The organism is Brumicola blandensis (assembly GCF_031846165.1).
Taxonomy (GTDB): Bacteria; Pseudomonadota; Gammaproteobacteria; order Enterobacterales; family Alteromonadaceae; genus Glaciecola; species Glaciecola blandensis.
This window is the reverse complement of the sequence record NZ_JAVRIE010000003.1, coordinates 435,378-457,644: the sequence shown is the minus strand read 5'-3', so window position 1 is coordinate 457,644 and position 22,267 is coordinate 435,378. Positions and strand designations below refer to the sequence as shown.

The window sequence follows — 22,267 nt, the reverse complement described above, 5'->3', positions numbered from 1 at the left end:
AAAAGCTGGCTTTTTAACGTACTATCTACTTTACTTCTGACTTTCGGAAATAAAGTATTCTAATTCTTTGATACAGTGGCGCAATACAGGATTCAATCGAGTATTTTTACCATTCATTACAAACAACTCATGGCTGAATTCGAATAAGCTACCTTTACAGATCGGGACTAACCCCGTTGCTGCGCCCTGCTCTTTCGCGATGTAATCCGGAAGCAAACCTACATACTCGCCAGTCATTACCGCTGCCATACAAACGTCGTAAGAGTCAGAGAAAGTCTGGATTGCTAAACGATTTTCACCGTTGATGTAATTGACTGACGACAAACCTGACATACCGATAGCAGGAAAGTCTTCGATTCGCATATTATCTGGAAGCGCATCAGCTTCTCTGTATTTGGCAAGTGGATGTGTTGGCGCGCAGTATAAGCGTCCTTTACAGTGAACACCTGTTGGATGGAACGTCACTGATTCAGGCTTCACCATGTCATAGGTAGATAAGACCAAATGACATTCGCCAGACAGAGCAACGTGCTCTACTTCGTTATACAGTCGCGTTTGTATATTGACGTGAATATCATCGAATTTCTTCATCGTGCTCTTAACAGCTTTACTGACTGCCAACTGCATCGACGTCGCTAAGCCAGCCATCAAGACAAGCGTAATGTGACCACTATAATCATCGTGTAAACTTTTTAGATTGAACACAAAGTTATCAAACGCGTTAAATATACGTTTTGTTTCCTGAAATACGACCTCGCCTTCTTTCGTCATTTGAAAACCGCCTCGACCTCGGTGACAAAGCACCAAATCTAACCGTTCTTCTAATTTTTTGATTGCAGCACTAATATTTGGACGCTGCATTCTAAGCACTGGCTCAGCTGCAGTAAAACCATTGCAGGAAGCAACAGCGTAAAAGACTCGTAGGAGTTTGATATCAGATTCTTGTAAACGATTTAACATATATCCACCGCATTAGGTATACTTGCCCATACAACTTATCGACATACTATTCAAAGACGTGAGTCATTACAACGTATTTGTTATAAATTCGCATAACTAGAACGCTTATGAATAATATTAGTCCATTTAAAGACGCATAAACAAGATGAAACCAAGTGATGAGCGTGACTACATGTTTATCTGTGTTCATCCGTAAACCGCAACATATAAGAATGTTGCCAACTTCCGTGCTAGCGCTGTAAGCACCTGCAGTTGACCGCATTTAAGTCCCTCACCTCAAAGTCTTCTTGTGGCGAGAAATGATATAAAAGCGTATCTAATTGGATACAATACAGCAAAATTCATACAATGAAAAGCGCCTAAACCCTTAATAAATAATATGAATGATGCAGTATTTCCTATATTTAGTGGGAATGTCGAATCGCATCTAAGAGAGCTTTAATATTTCAGCTCGAAGTGTTTCAACTTCATCTCGTAGACTCGCTGCTTTTTCAAACTCCAAGTCCCGCGCATACTCAAACATTTCCTTTTCAAGCGCACTGACTTTCTCCATTAGTTGGCCCGCCGTCATTGCTTTATAGGTTTTCTCCTTCTCTGCAACTTTGCGCAACCTCACTTTTCCAGAAGCCGGATGATTCGTGTCTCCCAAATCCATAATGTCTGTAATCGGTTTGTTCAACTGCTGTGGCGTAATGTTGTTCGCTTCATTATGAGCAACTTGTTTACTTCGCCGACGATCGGTTTCATCCATTGCCTTTTTCATTGAACCCGTAATTCGGTCGGCATACAGAATTGCCTTCCCGTTTAAATGTCGGGCAGCACGGCCAATTGTCTGGATGAGCGACTTTTCCGCTCGAAGGAAACCTTCCTTGTCTGCATCTAAGATAGCGACTAAGGAAACTTCGGGCATATCAAGACCTTCCCGCAGCAAGTTGATACCAACCAAAACATCAAATTTACCAATGCGTAAGTCTCGAATAATCTCTATCCGTTCCACTGTATCAATATCAGAATGTAAATAACGGACTTTTACGCCATGTTCATTCAAATACTCACTCAAGTCTTCCGCCATCCTTTTCGTCAGCGTAGTAATCAGCACTCTCTCATTCAAGGCAACCCGAAGGTGAATTTCAGACAGAACATCGTCTACTTGAGTAGCCACAGGTCTCACTTCGATTTCTGGGTCTATTAAGCCTGTCGGTCTTACCACTTGCTCTATGATGTCACCGTCACACTTCTCTAATTCATAATTACCTGGCGTTGCCGACACATAAATGGTTTGCGGAGAAATATGTTCAAATTCCTCAAACTTCAAAGGTCTATTATCCAAAGCCGATGGTAATCTGAAACCGAACTCCACCAGTGTTTCCTTGCGCGAACGGTCTCCTTTATACATCGCACCAATTTGAGAAACGGTAACGTGAGACTCATCGATAAATATAAGACCGTCTGCTGGAAAATAGTCGAGTAAGGTTGGTGGTGGCTCTCCTGGCGCACGACCAGATAAATATCGACTATAGTTTTCTATACCTGAACAATAACCAAGCTCTAACATCATTTCGATATCGAACTGAGTACGCTGACTAATGCGTTGCTCTTCAATCAGCTTATGATTGGCTTTTAAATTCTCTTTTCGTTCTTTTAACTCATCTTTAATCCGATCAATTGCAGCAACGATTTTTTCTCTTGGAGTAACGTAATGCGTTTTGGGGAAAACGGTGGTCCTGACTACTTTTTTATCTACCGCACCAGTAAGTGGATCGAATAGGCTTAAACTTTCAATTTCCTCATCGAATAGTTCAATGCGCACTGCTTGTTTCTCAGAATCCGCTGGAAAAATGTCAATAACATCGCCGCGCACTCGGAAAGTACCTCGCTCGAAGGAAATATCGTTACGCTTATATTGGAGCTCTGCAAGTCGCCTTAAGATGTCACGTTGATCCATCGTGTCGCCTTGGCGCAAATGCAACAACATTTTCATATAACTCTTAGGGTCACCCAAACCATAAATTGCTGAGACTGACGCAATAATCACAACATCGCGTCTTTCCATAAGGGCTTTCGTTGCAGACAAACGCATCTGCTCGATATGGTCGTTAATCGACGCATCTTTTTCAATGAAAGTATCTGTGCTTGGCACGTATGCTTCAGGTTGATAGTAATCGTAGTATGAAACAAAATATTCAACGGCGTTATCCGGAAAGAATTCCTTCATTTCCCCGTATAGCTGTGCCGCTAGCGTTTTGTTATGCGCCATAATGAGGGTTGGACGTTGAACTTCTGATATCACGTTCGCCATAGTAAAAGTCTTACCACTACCTGTAACGCCAAGCAGAACTTGTTTTGCCAAACCTGATTCGAGACCATCCACCAAGCCTTCTATCGCTTTTGGTTGATCCCCTGCGGGCTTGTATTTTGAAACTAAATTAAAACCTTTCGACATGATCAATCACTTTCTACAATTGGTAAAACAGGACTTTGCTCAATTTCTTTTTTGATATTTTGCTTAAACCAAAAATAAGAAATACAGGCAGTAAATAAATTCGCGACGACGCACCCCCAAAACAACCCTTCCAAGCCATATAGGTAGCTTCCTAGCCATGCAATAGGTACATAACACACGAATAGTCTGAGAATACTGAGTATCAACGCAGACATGGGTAAATGCATTGCGTTGAAAGAGGAGTTGGCAAGAATAATGATACCTTGTAAGCCATATCCAAGAGGTACTATCAATAAAAATAAGCGAATGTCTCTTGCCACACTGGCTTCTTCAGCGAATACGGCAGCAATCCAAGGTGCACATAGAGCCAACACGATGAACACAAACAATTGCCACGCAACAACAAACTTTGCGCACATATCAAACGCTTGTTTTATCCGCGAGAACTGATTTGCCCCATAATTCTGACTAATAAATGGTGGCAATGACATAGATAGCGCGAGCACGATAATACTCGCTATAGATTCTAAACGGTTTCCGACACCCCAAGCTGCCACAGCCTCGGCGCCATACGTGGCGACAACAGCCGTCATTACGCCACCAGCAATTGGGGTTAACATATTTGCTCCTGCCGCCGGGAGACCAATTTTCAATACACCCCGAGCAGCAACAATAAATTCAGCAAATGATAAGAGCCGGGTTTCAATGAGCTGCCTTTTTACCGCTAGCAGATGGATAATCCAAAACACACTCACTGCCCAAGCAATCGCGGTAGCAATCGCAGCTCCCTGGATACCCATAGCCGGAATCGGCCCCCAACCAAAAATGAGGATGGGATCCAACAATGCATTAATACCACCACCGGCTGCCATGATAATACTCGGGGTTTTAGTGTCACCAAACGCCCTAAGAACCGCATTGCCAACCATTGGTATAGCCAGAAACACACCAGCAAGATACCAAGGAGCCATATAGGCACTGATATAAGGCATCAGCTCATCGCTGGCACCCATCAGGGAAAAAGTTGCCTCTATAGAAAAGAAACCTATGGTGGATAGAACCCCAACCAATAAGGCCGCCAACATTAAAGCCCCCGTAGCAATAGACTTTGCGTTGGCCGTGTCACCGCCTCCAATATACTTTGCAATTATGGCAGACGTACCAATGCCCAAACCGATGTTCAGACTAATAACAGTGAATGTAACTGGAAAAGTAAAACTGATCGCGGCGAGCTGTTCGGTACCTAGCATACTGACGAAAAAAGTATCAACTATGCTAAAGGTCATTAACATAACCATCCCAAATATCATGGGAACGGTCATTCGCCTCAAAGTTGTTTTGATATCTCCGGACAGCATATCGTTGTGTTTTATCGTTTTAGTCACAAGCTCTCTTTTTTACTAATTGGGGCTATCAGCTTTGCTTTCTCTCAGAAAAATAATATTGCGATAATTTTTCAACACAAACTGTATGGACGCCTTCATTGTATGTTTTTTATGAGTATTTAGATTTATATTTTCAATTTTATTTCATGACTTCTGTCATGCCGACTTTTTAACCACATTTTTTCATACCCGAGCTTATAGCCCTATTTATTGACAAGCTATTGAAAACGGTTCAAAAAAACGTCAAGAAAATGTCACAATTGTCATTCGCTTTGTCATCATTTGAATTAATACACAGGTTTCAAACTCCGACACCTATGTCAACGTAAGAATTACGCAAAATAATAAAAAAAACATAAACACCTGTTTTAATTGATAAATTTTATTTTTTTAGAATCTTAGTTATTTTTGTTGACAACGATAAGATGTTTGTAACTCATTTTTTACCAATTTCATTCACATACTTATCCACAGATCTAGTGGATAAGTGATTGCGCCCTAATAATGACGCTCAGTGTCGAGCATTTGCCAAATTTTTATGTAAGTCACTACTAACCTTAGGGACAAAACAGTTAGGTTACACTTTTATGAAACACTGGTTATAATAACAGTGGTCAAAGTAATTTTAATAACTTATTCATCTAAATATATTAAAATATTGGTATTTTAAGTCTTATGCACTTTTACCTACTCAATACGACGATCTACTCGATATTTAAATACTATCCTTATCAGCCAGTTAGCGTGTTTTAAATAGAAAACTACTTTCTGCAAAGCATCAAAAGTACAAAACGGATAAGAGAATTAGCTTGTTTACTTTATAAACAATCGAAAATTAAACTGAAAAAACCTCAGATCATTGTTGACAGGAAAGCCTTCGCTCATTAATATGCGCATCCGTTAAAAGCAGGTCCCCCTTAGCTCAGTTGGTTAGAGCGACGGACTGTTAATCCGCAGGTCCCCCGTTCGAGTCGGGGAGGGGGAGCCACTTTTAATGATAGTCATAGTAAGACCTGTTCCCCCTTAGCTCAGTTGGTTAGAGCGACGGACTGTTAATCCGCAGGTCCCCCGTTCGAGTCGGGGAGGGGGAGCCACTTCACACTGCAATTTCAGTACAAAATTCTGCACACCTTCAAAACAAATCAAGTTGTTAATTTGCTTAGAAAAAGCGATAATCACCCAAACAAATCTAAATGTAGTTTTTAGCAGTAAAAACACAGCAAAACTATACTTTAATAAGGTTTATACGACCTAGGTCTGTTTACCTAGATTTATCTCTCTATCTTTTAGTTAAAACGTTGAATTCAGTATAAATGACAGAAATCATTCTGCTACTCATAGGAACAGTGTTAGTAAATAACTTTGTTCTTGTTCAATTTTTAGGCCTGTGCCCGTTTATGGGTGTGTCGGGCAAATTAGAGACCGCGATTGGTATGTCAATGGCGACGACCTTTGTATTAACAATTGCGTCGATGTCGAGCTATTTGGTCGAAACTTACATCCTCACACCTTTGGGTATTGAGTACCTGCGAACCTTAAGTTTTATCTTGGTTATCGCTGTTGTAGTGCAATTTACTGAAATGGTTGTACATAAAACGAGTCCAACCCTATATCGCCTTTTGGGAATATTTTTACCCTTAATAACAACTAACTGTGCTGTTTTGGGTGTTGCACTCTTAAATATTACAGAACAACACAACTTCATCGAATCCATTATCTACGGCTTCGGTGCTGCTCTAGGGTTCTCGCTGGCCTTGGTGTTATTTGCCGCTATGCGTGAGCGTTTGGCAGCGGCTGACGTTCCTACCCCATTCAAAGGGGCTTCTATTGCCATGATTACAGCAGGCCTCATGTCGCTTGCATTCATGGGTTTTACAGGATTAATTAAGTAATGTTGACGGTGTTTTCATTATTTATGGTCGCTCTCTTAGCGCTGGTTTTCGGCGCTTTATTAGGGTTTGCCGCAATTAAGTTCAAAGTCGAAAGCGATCCTCTCGTTGAACAGATTGACGCCATACTGCCACAGACGCAGTGCGGACAGTGTGGCTATCCAGGATGCAAACCGTATGCTGAAGCTATTGCTAATGGCGATGTCATAAACAAATGTCCTCCTGGTGGCGAAGCAACGATAAAAGAACTCGCAGATCTTATGGGTGTTGAAGCTATTCCACTTGATGCTGCGCATGGCGTAGAAGATGTAAAGAAAGTTGCCTTCATTAGGGAAGATGAATGCATTGGCTGTACGAAATGTATCCAAGCGTGTCCAGTAGACGCAATCTTAGGAGCCGCCAAACAGATGCACACAATCATTGTTGATGAATGTACCGGTTGTGATTTATGCGTCGACCCCTGCCCTGTAGATTGCATCGACATGTTACCTGTAAAAGTCGATGCTGCGCATTGGGAGTGGAACTTCAAGAAAGTGTCCGTTGGCGATATTCCTATTAAACAAGTATCTTAGAGGTTATTGGGTGTTTGCAGATTACGACAAAATTATAGAGCGATTAAGCTTGAAACAACTTTGGGATTTTCCTGGAGGTGTGCACCCTGCACAAGAAAAAGAGCTGTCGAATCAATCCAACATTGAAGCCCTAGCATTACCTGAGTTATTTTATGTCCCAGTAAAACAGCACATCGGGATCCATGGTGACCTATTAGTCAATGAGGGCGACAAGGTCTTGAAAGGCCAAGCCTTAACCAGTCGTGAGCAAGCGATGTCGGTGCCGGTTCATGCGCCGAGTTCAGGTACAGTGAAAAGCATCAAAGAGCATGTCTCAGCGCATCCCTCTGGCATTCCAGAGTTAACGGTATGCATCGAAGCCGACGGAAAAGACACTTGGTGCGACTTAAAGCCGATTGTAGATTATACTAAGGCCTCAAAAACAGATGTCATTCAAGCAATCTGTGACGCCGGTATTAGCGGCATGGGTGGCGCGGGATTTCCAACACACATCAAGTCAAGTAACGTCAAACCGATCGAGTTTCTTATTATTAACGGAATTGAATGTGAGCCCTATATCACATCAGATGACCGCTTGATGCGAGAGCATGCTTGGCAAATTCGTCAAGGTATTGATATTTTGGTTCACATACTGTCACCCAAACAAGTTATTGTGGCCGTCGAAGACAATAAACCAGAAGCGTTTGAAACTTTATCGATTGCTTGCCAGCAAAAAGAAAATTATCACCTAATTAGCGTGCCAACCAAATACCCGGCTGGCGGCGAAAAACAGCTCATTCAAGTGCTGACGTCTCGAGAAGTACCTGCGCACGGCCTTCCAGTAGACGTAGGTTGCATCATGTATAACGTGGGCACTTGTTATGCAATAGCCGATGCCATCGTTGAGGGCAAGCCACTGATAGAGAGAGTCGTCACGCTGACAGGTCAAGGCCTCTCAAATGCTAAAAATGTATGGGCTAGACTGGGGACCCCCGTTTCCCACCTCATTGATTCCGCAGCTTATGATGCAAGTAAACAAAAAGAAGCCAGATTCATCATGGGCGGCCCAATGATGGGCTTCGCCATTACGTCTTTGCAAACGCCTGTTGTTAAAATAACAAATTGCATACTGGTTCCGAGCGACAATGAGTTACCGCACATTGACGACGAGAGAGCTTGTATTCGCTGTTCTGCCTGCGCTGATGCTTGCCCTGCCTCACTGCTTCCTCAACAACTATTTTGGTATAGCAAAGCAAAAGAGTTGGACAAAGCTGAAGAATATAATCTCTTCGACTGTATTGAGTGTGGCGCCTGCGCTTACGTTTGCCCTAGCGAAATCCCTTTAGTGCATTATTATCGCCAAACCAAAGCTGATATCCGAAATCAAAAAGAAGAAAAAGCAAAATCTGATCGCGCGAAGATCCGCTTTGAAGCTCGCAAGGCAAGATTACAACGTGAAAAAGAAGAGCGGGAAGAAAAACACCGCTTGGCGGCCGAAGCAAGAAAAGCATCAATGAAGTCCGACGGTGGTGCAGCTAAAGACAAAATAGCTGCGGCCTTGGCGAGAGCCAAAGCAAAGAAAGAAGCTCTTGCGAAAAAAGCATCTGGAACAGAAGCTACCGAACCGACAAATGAGCAAGTAGAAAAGACCGATTCGCCTGCACAAGCTGAGTCAGCAGGCGCTATTGCAGACAAGGCTGAAGATCAGAAGAAAGCCGCTGCTGCTGAGAAAAAGAAAAAGGTGGCAGCAACTATCGCTAAAGCGAAAGCGAAGAAGGCAGCCCAAGCGAAAGAAGCCGATACGCCGAGTGAGAGCGCAAAGAGCGTTGAACAGGCAGAGCCTACAGAAAAGTCAACAGCCACGGAACAAGCGAGCGCAAGTAGCAGCGAAGATGCAAAGAAAAAAGCAGCTGCCGCCGAGAAAAAGAAAAAAGTTGCCGCCGCTGTTGCAAGAGCTAAAGCCAAAAAGAAAGCTGAAGCTGCAAAAAAAGAGAATAAAGAATCATGAGTAAGTTAAGTATCTCAAGTTCGCCTCATCACCATATCCGCCGAGATACCGGTCAGGTCATGCGTATGGTTTGTTATGCGTGTATTCCAGGCATTTTAGTCAATATATGGTTCTTTGGCTTTGGTGTTTTAGTGCAACTTTGCTTGGGCATAGCTACCGCACTTATCACGGAAGGCATTATTTTAGAGTTAAGAAAAAAGCGAACTGAGCGTATTCTGAAAGATTACAGCGCAGTGTTAACTGCTGTTTTGTTGGCGATCTCCATTCCTCCCCTTGCTCCATGGTGGGTGATCGTCATCGGCACATTTTTCTCGATCGCGGTCGTGAAACAACTCTATGGTGGTTTAGGTTTCAATATGTTCAATCCTGCAATGGCAGGATATGTGATGTTGTTAGTTTCCTTCCCCGTCGCGATGACCTCTTGGATTCCGCCACAGTCTATCGCTGAACAATCACACAACTTGCTCGACGCGATATATACAGTTTTCACGGGATTCACTAGCACCGGATTCAGTATCGAACAATTAAAGGTTGGGTATGATGGTATTACAATGGCAACCCCACTTGACCATGTTAAAACAGCCTTGGTTCAAGGTTATACCGTATCTGAAGCACAACAAAATGTGATTTTTGACGGCATCTTTGGCAAGGGATGGTTTTGGATGGCACTAGCCTATCTTGCTGGCGGCCTTTATCTGGTAAAAACTAAGGTTATCAATTGGCATATTCCTGGTAGCATGATTCTAGGCGCATTAGCATTCAGTCTATTTTTCTATCTGTTAGATGGTGACCAGTATGCATCCCCACTCTTTCATTTATTTAACGGTAGTTTGATTTTAGGCGCCTTCTTCATTGCGACCGATCCAGTGTCTGCGTCTACCACCAACAAAGGCCGGCTTATATTTGGTGCGGCAATTGGTGTGTGGATTATCATTATCCGACAATGGGGCGGCTACCCAGATGCAATTGCTTTTGCAGTCCTTATTATGAATATGGCCGTACCTTTAATAGATTATTACACCCAACCTCGTACTTACGGGCATCAGAAGAAACAAGGTAAAGCCTCATGATCATGAATTATATGGGCAAAAACGGGTTGATTTTAGGGGCATTTGCGCTGGTCACCACAGGCCTAATTGCTCTGACCTTCAATGGCACTGAAACACGTATCAAAGCAGCTGAAGAGAAGCAACTTCTATCCGTATTAAATGAGCTCGTCCCTGAATCACAACATACAAATGAACTGCATCTTGATTGTATTGTTATCAAAGACTCTTTATTGGGTAGCAGCGAAAGCAAGCGTATATTCAGAGCCCGCAATGAATCTAACAATGTAGCAGCGGTATTGGAAGCAACTGCACCGAATGGGTACAGTGGAGAAATCAAACTGGTTGTTGCCGCTGATATTAATGGTGACTCCCTAGGTGCAAGAGTTATTAAACATGAAGAGACACCCGGTCTAGGTGATAAAATAGACATTCGAGTCAGTGATTGGATCTTGTCTTTCAATGATGTTCCTTTTGATGGAGAAGCTGATAATCGTTGGCAGGTTAAGAAAGACGGTGGTCAATTTGATCAGTTTACTGGCGCGACGATTACACCCAGAGCGGTAGTTGAGGCGGTTAAAAATGCACTTCTCTACTTCAATCAGAATCAAGCACTTATTTTCAATACGCCGAGTAACTGCAATGCGACGAATGAACCAGAGGTGCTGATTGATGAATGAGTATCAAAATCTGAGTATCCAAGGTTTATGGAAAAATAACCCTGCGCTTGTTCAACTTTTAGGTTTATGTCCACTCTTAGCTGTTACGGCAACCGTCATTAATGGTCTTGGCCTAGGTTTAGCGACCACTCTGGTGCTTTTAGGCTCTAATGTCGTAGTGTCTATCGTTCGAAATTTTGTACCAAATGAAATCCGAATTCCTATATTTGTAATGGTGATTGCGGCGTTCGTTACTATTGTTCAACTGGTTATGAATGCCTTTACCTTTGAGCTATATCAGGCCTTGGGGATTTTTATTCCATTGATAGTTACCAACTGTGCCATTATCGGACGCGCAGAGGCGTACGCATCGAAGAATCCTGTGCACTTTGCAGCGTTTGATGGCCTGATGATGGGAATTGGCTTTACTCTTGTGCTTGTGGTGCTTGGCGGGCTTCGAGAAGTACTTGGTTACGGCACTTTATTAGCAGGTGCTGATTTACTCTTAGGTGAATGGGCAAAAAGCCTGACCATTGTTGTTTTCGAAACTAACAGTCCATTCTTATTGGCAATTTTACCCCCTGGCGCTTTTCTTGGTATGGGTCTACTCATTGCTTTAAAGAATATGATCGACAAGCGTATTGAACTAAGAAAAGCCAGTAAGCAAGAGGCAAAAGTAGTGCACCGTGCACGTGTCACCGGAACAGACATATGAATAAAGAAAAACGCTACGAAATTTTATCTCGCTTAAGAGCGAACAACCCTCACCCAACGACAGAGTTAAACTTTTCAACGCCTTTTGAATTATTAATAGCAGTCATTCTAAGCGCTCAATCCACTGATGTTGGTGTGAACAAAGCGACAGACAAACTTTACCCCATAGCGAACACGCCAGAAGCGATTTACGCTTTAGGTGTAGAAGGATTAACACACTACATAAAAACGATTGGCCTGTTCAATGCCAAAGCGAAAAATGTAATCGAAACATGCAGAATACTCATCGAAAAGCACGGCTCAGTGGTTCCAGAGAGTAGAGAGCACCTTGAAGCACTACCGGGTGTAGGTAGAAAAACAGCGAATGTGGTACTTAATACCGCATTTGGCTGGCCTACCATCGCGGTAGACACGCATATATACCGTGTTAGCAATCGTACCAAGCTTGCTATGGGTAAAAACGTCGACAAGGTTGAAGAAAAGCTGCTAAAAGTCGTTCCTGCTGAATTTAAAGTCGATGTGCATCATTGGTTGATATTACATGGTCGTTATACATGCATAGCCCGCAAGCCACGCTGTGGCTCTTGTATTATTGAAGACTTGTGTGAGTTTAAGGATAAGACTGAATAGCTAGATTCACTTTAGTTAATTAGACACTTTATTTTACGTGCAATGCTTTTAATAAATAAGTTGCTGCTTAACTCTGCTCACAGATGTCTTTAGTTCTTTTGATATCCAGTTTTTGAGATTGATGATTTCGGGGTTCTCTGCTTTTTCATGAGGGCATACAAAGTAGTATGAGTATTTCATTTTTACTGCACGCCCAACTTGTTTGAATAGCTTCATTTCGAGCATATCGGTTTCCACTAAGCTCGCTCTGGCGATTGCCACCCCTTGACCAGCTGCAGTCGCCTGAAGTGCAATATCGGTTCGATTAAAGTTTTGTTCCATTTGACTATTTGGAAAACTAAGTCCTTGGCTTAGTAGCCAACCTTTCCACGAGCTTTCGTCAGTGCCTCTTTCGGCAATGACATCTACTAGCCGGGGAAAGTCGAATAACTTCTTCGGACAATCAATAAGCTCTCTATCTTTAGCGATAACATCACTTGCAACGGGGAAAACCCATTCATCACTAATAAAAGACATATGCAATGAAGGATCGTTGACATCGGTAAGGCGTATTGCTGCATCTATACCCTCATACTTCAAATCGATAATGTTATCGTCAGTTAGTACTGACAAAGGCTGACTCGGATATTCTTGGTTATATTCACTGAGTTTAGGGAGTAACCATTTGGTTGCCAATGAAGATATAGTCGTCAAGCTTAATGGAGCAGCAGAAGTACTCCTCAAGCTGGTCAATGTGCGCTCTAGTTCAGCTAAGTTTAATCGCGACTGGTTGTACAAACGTTGGCCAGCATCTGTAATTTTAATATATCTTGTTGTTCTATGAATCAGTACTACACCAGTGATTTCTTCTAGCTGCTTCAGTCTATGACTAACTGCACTTTGGGTTAAGTTCAGTCGCTCCGATGCTTTACTAAAGCTACCTTGTTCAACTATTGCGTTGAAAACTTGAAGACAGGTCAAAGTCGCAGAATGTAATGCCATATAACGGTTAATTATCTCATTTACTAATAAATAAGTGAAATATTATCATTTAAAAAATGGGTGTGAAAGCATTATATTTGCGTGAAAGTTACACTCAGAAAAACAGTAAAGCCTTAAACAATTAAAATGGTGGTATTAGTGAATTTAACCTCAAAACAGCGAATAATTTTCGAAATCATATGTGTACTCGGCACTATGCTATTAGTTAAAGATATAGCCGATAGATTTAACGTTATCGGCGCAGGCTCAATCGCAATGTGGTGTGGCATAGTTGTCGCTACTATGTTTATGAAGAAACAAAATATTACGTGGAAAGACAGAGGGCTCGGTTTACCTGGTAGTACCAAAGACGGGTTAAAATCGATAGGAATTGCTTTGCTAGTTGTGGTGGTTGTAATCGCTTTTATGGCAGCAATAGTTCCTATTGTTTCAACTGTTTTTGGTGTCACAGTCCCTGAAAGTTCTACTGATAAATTTGAGTTCATGTTGGGGAATCCACTGTATTTTGCGGCTTATTTATTGATAGTAATATGGGTTGGCGCAGCGGTTGGTGAAGAGCTATTAATGCGGGGCTTTTTATTAAACAACCTGATGTCGCTCTTTGGTCAAAGGAAAGTAGGCGTAATCGCTGCCGTTGTTTTGCATGCTGCTATATTTGGCATGCTGCATATATCGCAAGGCGTTCCGGGAATTATTGGCACGGGCGTTGTTGCTGTTATCTTCGCGGTTGTATATCTATTTAATGGTCGCAAACTATTCCCTCTGATTATCGCTCATGGAATCATCAATTCCCTAAGTCTGACAGCTTACTTTTTAAGTGATGGAAACATCACCTAATATCTATCGACTGCAAAGTTAACGAAAAAATTTAAGTCACATTTCGTCGCACAGGAGCTTTTATGGAGTACTTGTTTTCTGTGATCATTTTTTCAATATCAGCGTCGGTAACACCAGGGCCAAACACGATAATGGCCATGTCATCCGGTTTGAATTTTGGCATGCGTAGAAGCATGCCATTGCTTTGGGGGGTATGCTTAGGTTTCTCCTTAATGCTCTTTTTCGTGGGCATAGGGATTGGACAAGTCTTTACACTGTTTCCTCAGCTAAACATATACATGAAGGTTATCGGCGTTGTTTACTTGCTTTATTTAGCCTACGTCATTGCATACAGTGGAGAGCTTAAAAAAGGGGCCAAGTTTGATCAACCTTTGAATTTTTTGAAAGGGGTGTTGTTTCAATGGGTAAATCCAAAAGCTTGGGTTGTATGCGTGAGTGCGGTGTCAACATTTACTACACCGGGGAATTCATATATTGGTCAAATACTTCTGCTTACCTCTGCCTTCTTAATAGTTGGGCCTTTATGTGTTGGCATTTGGATATTCTTGGGGGCTTTTTTAAAGCAGCATCTTATCAATCCTAGCTACATGAAAAACTTCAATATGTTTATGGCGCTTCTACTCATTTTATCTATCATTCCGGTAATAAAAGCTTTGTAGTAAATTCATTAAAAATTATAGGAAGTGGTAATCTAAAAGAACAGAATCAAACTGCATGAGTTCTTGGTAAATATAGCGTTATTATGTTACTGATACCTTCCTTACCTTTTAACTGGCCAACAATAGGAGTGGACACGCACATATACCGTGTTAGCAATCGTACCAAGCTTGCGATGGGTAAAAACGTCGACAAGGTTGAAGAAAAGCAGCTAAAAGTCGTTCCTGCTGAATTTAAAGTCGATGTGCATCATTGGTTAATATTACGCGGTCGTTATACATGCATAGCCCGCAAGCCACACTGTGGCTCTTGTATTGTTTAAGATTTGTGTGAGTTTAAAGATAAGACAGAATAGTTCTAGAACTGTCTTAAGCGATAAGCAGAATGTCACAAGCTAAGCTTTGCCAGTCCGCTCCACCGACAATGCATAGTGTTAAATAAATGTCGGCAAGACTTTTTCAGTGATAATTTGTAAATAAGACTGCGTGGCATGGCCCGTGACAACCACCACGACACCTAGTTCTTCAATAACAAGAATTGTGTTACCACCCGCACCTTGCGCTGAGTTCGAAGAATATACTTTCTCACCCACTTTTATATCTGTTTGCCACCAGAAATACCCATAAGCCGTCTTCAATATTTTATTGCCTGACGAAAATACCTGCTCTTCCGTTAGCGAGGCGGTGTGTTTTCCTACCATTCTTTTAATATACGATTTGGGAATTAATTGCTCATTTCCCCACCTACCCTTATTCATAATCAATGTGCCAATTTTTAACATATTACGAGAAGTGATGCTTGACCCACTCTCGGCCGTTAGCATACCAACTTCCCTTGTGCGCCAATCGTAATTGGTAATATTCATCTTATGGAACAATTCATTTTTCGCAAAACTCTCGACCGAGCCAGGTACAACGGTGCTAAGCACATTCATGACGATAATAGGATTAAAACTTTGGTAACTAAATGTCTTTGCTGACTCAACTATTGGGGCGGTATCTGCAAAGTATGCTTGGACTTGAGCTATTCCGTAATACTTGTCGAGGTTGCCTCGATATTCGGCCACGTTTTCTTTACTAATTTCCAATCCAGAAGACATTGTTAAAGCATCATGTAGCGTTATAGTCTCTGCACCTTTTGCCAATTTGGAACGGTCTACGCCTTTCAAAAGCGACACTACGGGTTTGTCTAAGTCCTCAAGCGATAGGTAGCCCAATTTAATAGCACGACCCACTAACAAAGCGGTATAGGCCTTAGTCGCTGAAGATTGAGGATGAGATAAATTTATACGGCCTCTTGCGTAGTATGACTCAAATACCATTTTTCCGTTGTGTGCAATCAGTAAACTATCCACTTCTGCATGCTCATTATTTGCGATTTCCCTTGCTAGGTCTAAAATCACTGTTTTGTTGCGACCTTCGTCATCGAGTTTCCCAACAGAAATTCCGTCATCAAGAAAAGCGGGCGCGGCATTCACATATGCGTTTTTAAGTTCGGCAAGATCCCAGAACTCCTGTTTAGTTTCAGGTATATTCCAGTGCCTAAGGTTTGCTTCATTTTCTGCTGCCATTGGAGGTGAAAGGTTCTCGCTTATCCCGTTTTCTAGTTCATCTCCAGCTATTGCAGCTTCTGAGTTACCAGACGCTATCGCTATAATTAATGTGATAAAGACGACAATCACCGCTGAAGAAGAAGCTTTCTTCTTACTTTGTTGTTTGCTGTTTGTTTTTTTGTTGTTTGTTTTTTCGTTGTTCATGGTCGAAATTCCTTAGTAAATTTTGGGCGCATTTGCCCGAAGCCACTTGCTCAACAAGTCGTTCAAAACGCCCTTAAAGTTTTTGTGAATAAGAGGGGTTAGTGACGAATGGACTGTCTGTGGTTAGTTAGCTCATTTCTGCCAATCGTTGCTCAATGTTCTTTAGCAATGGGGCAAATTTATTTTTGGCAGCGCGTTTATTTAAAAGGTACACACCCACAACCAGCAAACCAACACAAGCGTAATACCAGTACATACCCGACGGTATTTGAGGAATGCCTTGTTCGTTTACCTTTGCCCCTAGCGTGATGAGTAAAATTGCAATCGTCAGCGGCGCTATGTACCACCATACAACCGACTCCAACATCTGTTTTTGTTGCTGAATCTTTTGTTTTTCTTGGACTAAAAAGTCCTTAACGCTACCACTTTTCTTGGCGTATACTTTTTTCGCAGATATCAGTCGATATGGTATGTACATGCATGCGACAATCGCAATGATTAAACCAATGCTTTGCATCGTGCTTGCCGAATTTAATAAACCCCATATCCAAACCGGGATAAGAGATACTGCGATTCCAATTTCGAGAAAATCGCGACGTTTAACCTCATTATCAATCTTAGTGGTTTGCTGCTCAATCATGTCTATCACCTCAGTTAAATTATCAGGAGTTGATTCGGTTTCAATGGCTTGTTGCCAGTCTTGCTTTAAATCATCTAGTTTCACATCAATCTCCTATGTAGTTAGTTTCAAATTCATCTTTGATGCGCTTAATACGCGACCTAACGGCATTGGAACTAATACCAAGCACTTTGGCGCTGTCATCCGAAGATAGTCCATCTAAGTACATCATCAACAAGCTCGCATCTGTGTCACCTAGCCTATCCATAAAGTGGTTAAGAATGTCTGCTTGGCAGTTTTCCTGCGTAGGCTGAAGCTCTTCCATTGATTGGTGTAATGGAGATTGTTTAATCTCTTTTTGCTTCACAGCAGCCCGCACAAATGTACAGGCCGTATTCAGTGCTACTTTAAAAACCCAAGTTTCTTGTTTCGACTCGCCACTAAACGACTCGAAACTTCTCCAAAGCTGCAGTAATATTTCCTGATACATGTCGTCAAATTCACCGTCATGACTATATCGGGACGCGATGTACCGTATGCGCCCTTGGTTGTTCATAATCATTTGTTTGAATTCTTTACGCATCTGTATCTGCATATTGCCAATTGTTTAGATATTTAATTAGTCGGTGACAAAACACGATTGTGTCAAACATAATAAATTTTTTTGTAATTTACTTTTTGCGTCTCCATGGCTCAATAGCTTGTTTAAAATATCTCCACCAAACGTACTTCCATGGAGTGCAAATAATGATTAAACCAACCCCAATTAACGATCCTTTTACACTTACAACCCCCGGAATTTGCTCTTCTGCCATCCATAGTGGCAATGCGACAGCAGTCAGCCAAACTACTTTCCAAACGATTTCAAATAGCATAATCGGTAGAAATGCTAACGGACGAAACATGCCGCCTATAGCCAATAAAGCAAGTGTGAATAAAAGCGAATGCCCCACACCTCGCCATGCTGTCCACTCAAAAGGACCCTGTAAAATAGACATCAACTGCCATTTACCAATGACAAAAACTAGTCCCGCAAAAAATATTCGAAGTCCCCAAGTTTGCCAAAGTGGTACTAATGGCGCGTCATTTTGCGTTAAATTATCTTCGTTATTCATACTTCCATTTGTAATGACACCGTCATTATTTGTGTTCGACTTACTGTTCATAGCCATAACCTCATTTTTAAAATTTCGCCTCAATACTCCCATGCTGTATGGCTTTAGGAGAATCGAATTTGAAAATCGATACACGAAAGTGAAAATAAAAGTGAATACCATCGAAAAAGAACACGGTTAATGTAAAATAGCGGTAATCACAAGAGGTGTATAAATTGGAACTGCTAGAAGTCGCTCAGTTATTCATCGTATTGCTAAGCTTTGCATTAGGCATCTTTCATTTTCGCCTTAAAGAAAGACACCTTTTGCACTTTATATTTGCGATTTTTTGTGCCTCTAGCTCCATGTATATTGCACATAAATTAGCCAGTAACTATTGGGATCCTTATCACCATTTAATTGGACTATTGGGGGTTGGCATCTCTAGTGGATATTGGTTATTTGCGCGTGCATTTTTTCGAAAAAACAATCCTATTAATCAGCATCACCTTCTCTTTGTAGCCTTACTTTCTGCATGCCTGATATTACGCCACCTATTCCTCTTTTCTCAAAAAATAGGGTTAGTCGATTCAATTTGGCTGCCTATGCTTTCAAACGTTTTAACTGAAATAATCGCAATATTGTATCCTGGCATGCTTATTCTTATTTTCTGGGAAGGTTATAGGGTTTTACATGGCGCAACTGCCATACAGCGGAAAATGGCTGCTATTTACCTATCGTCATTCATTTTTTGCGTTATCAGTGTGATGTTAATTGGAGCTTCACTTCCTAGTACTCTAGCAGCTGGCGCTGGGAGAGACTGGCTTTCGGCTTTCGCATTTTTTGTCATACTGATCAGTACACATGGATTAATTATTTTTCGCCAACATCAGTTTGAGCAAAAAGAAAAAAGTACGAATTCAAACGTTCAGGAAGAGAGCATACTCGCTAAACAAATCCATGTAATGCTGGTTGAAGAAAAACGCTTTTTGGAACCCAATTTGCGCGTTGCCGATATTGCTCGAGAGCTAGACGTTCCCGAGTATCGTATCCGCGCCATTATGCTCAACCATTTTAACGCTAAAAACTTTAATCACTACGTTAATCATATGCGAGTCGAATACGCTAAAGCGATATTAAGTGCGCCTGATAAACGTGACTGGCCCGTACTTGTTGTTGGTATTGAAAGTGGGTTTGCTTCCGTAGCACCTTTTACCAGAGCCTTTAAGGAATTTTCTGGTTGTACCCCTGGGCAATATCGAAAACAACAGTTAGAAATACAATAGTTCGTTCAATCAAAAACAACCCAATCTAAAAATGAGTGAATTTATTTCAGAATTTGAGACCTTGGTTTAACAGAGCGATCTGTTATCCCCATGATTAAAAGCCACAAACAAGTACCTAGTTCGCCTAACGAAGCGGGCAATGAAACAAATGCTGGGAGTTCAACCTCAGGAAAGAGAAAATGCTGGAAAAATAGAATCAAATAACCGAAGCATCCTAACATAAGTAAAATACCCAACATTTTTGGGATGTACGCAGATTTAAAAATTAAATATCCTAAGGGAAATAACCATAAGCCCCAGAAAATTTGAACGACAGATATGCCATTGTTATACGACCTAAGTAAAAGCATGACATTCGTTTGAATTTGTTCAGTGCTTAACGAATTCAAAAAGCTAGCGTCACTGAGTAAAGTTAAAACATTTACTTTATCCACCATGTTAAATAGTGAAATAGGAACGCTTATTACGGAAAAGGCAACCATTAGTACCGCAAGACACCGATTTACATCTTTAAAAATATCGAAAAAAATAAGCGGTAATAATAGATAAATTACATAACTGAGAATTCCGGCAACAATACCTGATCGATAAAGAAACTCCGATGATGAGATATTGCTCAGCGTTAACGCTGCATCGCTCCAAACTATTAATTCAGTTGGTACATACTTTAAGTTGAATATACCTGTTATTACGAGTAGCAAATATAAAATGCCTGCCAATCGGCCTTTAGTATTTAATTTCATATGTGGTCCCTAATTATTGCAGTACACAGTGAGCGCCGCATATTGGCAGATAAGAAAGGGATTTATGCGCCGAATTCGAAATTCGACGTACATAATATTCAGTAAAATTAAAAATATACTACTGTTGGGCGGCGTTTGACGCAGAGTGTCTCTGTATTCCTTGTTTTGAATTTATTCAATTGCTGCTTTTGCTGACTATATCGATCGACAGAGTTTTAAGTTTTTTGAGCTAATGAAGAAAACTCCTTTACACCTTTCCTCCAATAGGCAAATGCAACAACTGTGGCTACCAACGCTAATACAGCTCCAAATTCATCAATGTAATAACTTGAGTTTTCGTTTGTAATGGTAATAGGCGTAAATACCTTTTGAATAAATATATTGGAAGCGCCATGATACATAACGGCGGTCCAGACACTGTCTGTTTTTAACCTGATATAAGCCATGATAGTGCCGCTAGAAACAATGAATAAGGTAAAGAAAAACAGTTGATAGTAAATCGATGTATCGGTATTCCCATACAAACCTAAAAAGATCAACGGCCAATGAAACGCAGACCAGAGTATGCCACTCACTAACACGACCCCAGTAAATGATGTTATTTTAGAAAGCTCAGGAACCAATAGCCCTCTCCATCCAATTTCTTCTCCTAAAATAGACGGAATTGACATTACAAAGCTGATACATGCGACTAAAAAGAAATGAAAAAGAAATATACTTAAATCATTCCATTCACTTAAGTTATAGCTTTGTTTTTTGTCCGCTAAGAATTCACTGTTGTATAAGCCACCGCCACCTAAAGACCAAATAAGTAAATAAGCCACTAATGCAATAGAAAAGGGTATCAGATAGCTTTTCCATTGCACTTTCCAACTCCCCCATTTCCAACCTAGCTCAGATAAGCTCTTCTTTCTAACTAAACAAGTTAAAATCGTAGCAGCGCCGACTGACAACATGAGGGGCGTTGCTTGCCCCATTCTAAATATCAGCCAAAATCCTAGGAAGTAAAAAGCAATAACGAAGGCCAAAAATGTTGCGAGCGTGATATAGGTGTCTTTAGTAGAGTTCATATTAAGCCTTCTCACCTTTTTTTAAAGCAACTCGTTGCTTATAGGATTGCAAGTGTTCAGGAAAACGCTTTCCAAAAGATTTGTTTTGAAGTGCTGTCATGGCTGAATTCAGGACACTTTGAATATCTACACCTATTTCGTCAGACAAGTCTTTAAATGCGTGCGTAGCATCCAAACAATACAAGTTGAGTATCTCAGATTTTTCTTTTCCTTTAGGCGTCAGGTGATACAAGGTTCTTCGCTTGTCATTATCATCTTTTATGCCTTCAACTAATTTTAACTTAAGCATTATTTTTAAACGCTGAGAAGCCAATTGATGAGACAAATTCAGTCCTTGGGAAATTTGCATAATAGATGCGCTCTCTACGCTAGATAAAAATAATAATGTAGATGAGGCAAAAACAGGAAAACCCATTTCTTTTTCGGTATATAACTCTTCCGACTGGCTTTGTATTAGACAATGTAAATCAAAAACGGACTTTGCCATGAACGCATAATTCGCTTTCAATTGATTACTAATATGTGATTCTTTAGTCATGACTTTTATTCTCTTATTCAAACCATATTATATCCGCAACCACTTGCGAAAGTTGTTGCTAATATTAGGTAAGCATTGCATATCAAGCAAGGAACTATTTGTAACATTATTTGAATTTATAAAATTCCATACCCCCTTAAACACACCAACAAGAGGCATACTTCAATATCTAGCTTTATGTTATTTTTCTGGCCAACGATTGCTATGAAGACGCAAGTATACTGTGATAGCAATCGTACTAAGCTTGCTATTGCCCGCAAGCCGGGCTGCGGCGGTTACGTTGTTGAAGATTTGGGTGAGTTTAAAGATAAAGTTGAGTCGAACTTCCTACTGTCGTTTATTACAAGCATTGCTATTGCTAATTTATTGGTAAAAGTAAGTCAAATGAAGTGAGAAAAATA

Annotated in this window: 23 protein-coding genes, 2 tRNA genes and 1 pseudogene; 14 read left to right on the top strand and 12 right to left on the bottom strand. The window is 41.1% G+C overall.

Annotated features, from left to right (window positions below; translation table 11 throughout):
• Window positions 1-30: 30 nt before the first annotated feature.
• From RM544_RS10510 to RM544_RS10500, 3 genes are all read right to left on the bottom strand, one after another.
• On the bottom strand, window positions 31-960 hold the full coding sequence (locus RM544_RS10510; protein ID WP_311361736.1) for a LysR family transcriptional regulator: 930 nt from the start codon (window positions 958-960) through the stop codon (window positions 31-33).
• A 427-nt stretch (window positions 961-1,387) separates the two neighbouring features.
• On the bottom strand, window positions 1,388-3,403 hold the full coding sequence (uvrB, locus tag RM544_RS10505; protein WP_311361735.1) for an excinuclease ABC subunit UvrB: 2,016 nt from the start codon (window positions 3,401-3,403) through the stop codon (window positions 1,388-1,390).
• A gap of 2 nt (window positions 3,404-3,405) precedes the next feature.
• The gene (locus RM544_RS10500) at window positions 3,406-4,761 is read right to left on the bottom strand and encodes an MATE family efflux transporter (RefSeq protein ID WP_311361750.1); all 1,356 of its coding nucleotides are present in this window, start codon (window positions 4,759-4,761) and stop codon (window positions 3,406-3,408) included.
• A 938-nt stretch (window positions 4,762-5,699) separates the two neighbouring features.
• On the opposite strand from RM544_RS10500, the gene RM544_RS10495 reads away from it, so the two are divergent.
• From RM544_RS10495 to nth, 9 genes are all read left to right on the top strand, one after another.
• Window positions 5,700-5,776, top strand: a tRNA-Asn gene (locus tag RM544_RS10495).
• Between the two features lie 29 nt (window positions 5,777-5,805).
• Window positions 5,806-5,882 (top strand) — tRNA-Asn (locus tag RM544_RS10490).
• Window positions 5,883-6,101: 219 nt separating this feature from the next.
• Window positions 6,102-6,680: an electron transport complex subunit RsxA gene (gene rsxA, locus RM544_RS10485; RefSeq protein WP_311361734.1), complete on the top strand. Its 579-nt coding sequence runs from the start codon at window positions 6,102-6,104 to the stop codon at window positions 6,678-6,680.
• The gene (rsxB, locus tag RM544_RS10480; protein WP_311361733.1) at window positions 6,680-7,249 is read left to right on the top strand and encodes an electron transport complex subunit RsxB; all 570 of its coding nucleotides are present in this window, start codon (window positions 6,680-6,682) and stop codon (window positions 7,247-7,249) included. The genes rsxA and rsxB overlap by 1 nt, the downstream gene beginning before the upstream one ends.
• 10 nt (window positions 7,250-7,259) lie before the next feature.
• On the top strand, window positions 7,260-9,236 hold the full coding sequence (rsxC, locus tag RM544_RS10475; protein WP_311361732.1) for an electron transport complex subunit RsxC: 1,977 nt from the start codon (window positions 7,260-7,262) through the stop codon (window positions 9,234-9,236).
• Window positions 9,233-10,306 (top strand): electron transport complex subunit RsxD, encoded by a 1,074-nt coding sequence (gene rsxD, locus RM544_RS10470; protein ID WP_311361731.1) that lies wholly within the window; start codon window positions 9,233-9,235, stop codon window positions 10,304-10,306. Before rsxC ends, rsxD begins: the two co-directional genes overlap by 4 nt.
• Window positions 10,303-10,962 (top strand): electron transport complex subunit RsxG, encoded by a 660-nt coding sequence (rsxG, locus tag RM544_RS10465; RefSeq protein ID WP_311361730.1) that lies wholly within the window; start codon window positions 10,303-10,305, stop codon window positions 10,960-10,962. Before rsxD ends, rsxG begins: the two co-directional genes overlap by 4 nt.
• The gene (locus tag RM544_RS10460; protein ID WP_311361729.1) at window positions 10,955-11,656 is read left to right on the top strand and encodes an electron transport complex subunit E; all 702 of its coding nucleotides are present in this window, start codon (window positions 10,955-10,957) and stop codon (window positions 11,654-11,656) included. The genes rsxG and RM544_RS10460 overlap by 8 nt, the downstream gene beginning before the upstream one ends.
• Window positions 11,653-12,285: an endonuclease III gene (gene nth, locus RM544_RS10455; RefSeq protein WP_311361728.1), complete on the top strand. Its 633-nt coding sequence runs from the start codon at window positions 11,653-11,655 to the stop codon at window positions 12,283-12,285. The genes RM544_RS10460 and nth overlap by 4 nt, the downstream gene beginning before the upstream one ends.
• 48 nt (window positions 12,286-12,333) lie before the next feature.
• Here the strand turns inward: nth and RM544_RS10450 are convergent, their stop codons facing one another.
• A complete protein-coding gene (locus RM544_RS10450; RefSeq protein ID WP_311361727.1) occupies window positions 12,334-13,266 on the bottom strand; it encodes a LysR family transcriptional regulator in 933 nt (310 codons plus the stop codon).
• Between the two features lie 138 nt (window positions 13,267-13,404).
• On the opposite strand from RM544_RS10450, the gene RM544_RS10445 reads away from it, so the two are divergent.
• Entirely contained in the window at window positions 13,405-14,103 is a 699-nt protein-coding gene (locus tag RM544_RS10445; protein WP_311361726.1) for a CPBP family intramembrane glutamic endopeptidase, read from the top strand.
• Window positions 14,104-14,134: 31 nt separating this feature from the next.
• Here the strand turns inward: RM544_RS10445 and RM544_RS10440 are convergent, their stop codons facing one another.
• Window positions 14,135-14,266, bottom strand: a complete 132-nt coding sequence (locus RM544_RS10440) for a hypothetical protein (protein ID WP_311361751.1) — start codon at window positions 14,264-14,266, stop codon at window positions 14,135-14,137.
• Between RM544_RS10440 and RM544_RS10435 the strand changes: the two genes are divergently transcribed.
• Complete coding sequence (locus tag RM544_RS10435; RefSeq protein WP_311361749.1) at window positions 14,235-14,762, top strand: LysE family translocator; 528 nt, start codon at window positions 14,235-14,237, stop codon at window positions 14,760-14,762. The genes RM544_RS10440 and RM544_RS10435 overlap by 32 nt on opposite strands.
• 107 nt (window positions 14,763-14,869) lie before the next feature.
• Window positions 14,870-15,082 (top strand): annotated as a pseudogene (locus RM544_RS10430) (endonuclease III); the annotation flags it as partial.
• A gap of 111 nt (window positions 15,083-15,193) precedes the next feature.
• On the opposite strand, the gene RM544_RS10425 reads toward RM544_RS10430, so the two are convergent.
• The 4 genes from RM544_RS10425 to RM544_RS10410 form a co-directional block, all read right to left on the bottom strand.
• A complete protein-coding gene (locus RM544_RS10425; protein WP_311361725.1) occupies window positions 15,194-16,516 on the bottom strand; it encodes a serine hydrolase domain-containing protein in 1,323 nt (440 codons plus the stop codon).
• A 127-nt stretch (window positions 16,517-16,643) separates the two neighbouring features.
• Window positions 16,644-17,240 carry a hypothetical protein gene (locus RM544_RS10420; RefSeq protein WP_311361724.1) on the bottom strand — a complete coding sequence of 199 codons (597 nt, stop codon included), beginning with the start codon at window positions 17,238-17,240 and terminating at the stop codon, window positions 16,644-16,646.
• 1 nt (window position 17,241) lies between these two features.
• Window positions 17,242-17,697, bottom strand: a complete 456-nt coding sequence (locus tag RM544_RS10415) for an RNA polymerase sigma factor (RefSeq protein WP_311361723.1) — start codon at window positions 17,695-17,697, stop codon at window positions 17,242-17,244.
• 109 nt (window positions 17,698-17,806) lie between these two features.
• Window positions 17,807-18,301: a hypothetical protein gene (locus RM544_RS10410; RefSeq protein WP_311361722.1), complete on the bottom strand. Its 495-nt coding sequence runs from the start codon at window positions 18,299-18,301 to the stop codon at window positions 17,807-17,809.
• 164 nt (window positions 18,302-18,465) lie between these two features.
• Here RM544_RS10410 and RM544_RS10405 point away from each other — a divergent pair, with 164 nt between their 5' ends.
• On the top strand, window positions 18,466-19,515 hold the full coding sequence (locus RM544_RS10405; protein ID WP_311361721.1) for a helix-turn-helix domain-containing protein: 1,050 nt from the start codon (window positions 18,466-18,468) through the stop codon (window positions 19,513-19,515).
• 41 nt (window positions 19,516-19,556) lie between these two features.
• Here RM544_RS10405 and RM544_RS10400 read toward each other — a convergent pair whose 3' ends face one another.
• From RM544_RS10400 to RM544_RS10390, 3 genes are all read right to left on the bottom strand, one after another.
• Window positions 19,557-20,258, bottom strand: coding sequence for a DUF4386 domain-containing protein (locus RM544_RS10400; RefSeq protein ID WP_311361720.1), 702 nt, complete (start codon window positions 20,256-20,258; stop codon window positions 19,557-19,559).
• Between the two features lie 215 nt (window positions 20,259-20,473).
• Complete coding sequence (locus RM544_RS10395; protein ID WP_311361719.1) at window positions 20,474-21,328, bottom strand: CPBP family intramembrane glutamic endopeptidase; 855 nt, start codon at window positions 21,326-21,328, stop codon at window positions 20,474-20,476.
• A 1-nt stretch (window position 21,329) separates the two neighbouring features.
• Window positions 21,330-21,866, bottom strand: coding sequence for a MarR family winged helix-turn-helix transcriptional regulator (locus RM544_RS10390; RefSeq protein WP_311361718.1), 537 nt, complete (start codon window positions 21,864-21,866; stop codon window positions 21,330-21,332).
• Between the two features lie 204 nt (window positions 21,867-22,070).
• On the opposite strand from RM544_RS10390, the gene RM544_RS10385 reads away from it, so the two are divergent.
• Entirely contained in the window at window positions 22,071-22,259 is a 189-nt protein-coding gene (locus tag RM544_RS10385) for a hypothetical protein (RefSeq protein ID WP_311361717.1), read from the top strand.
• Window positions 22,260-22,267: the final 8 nt, after the last annotated feature.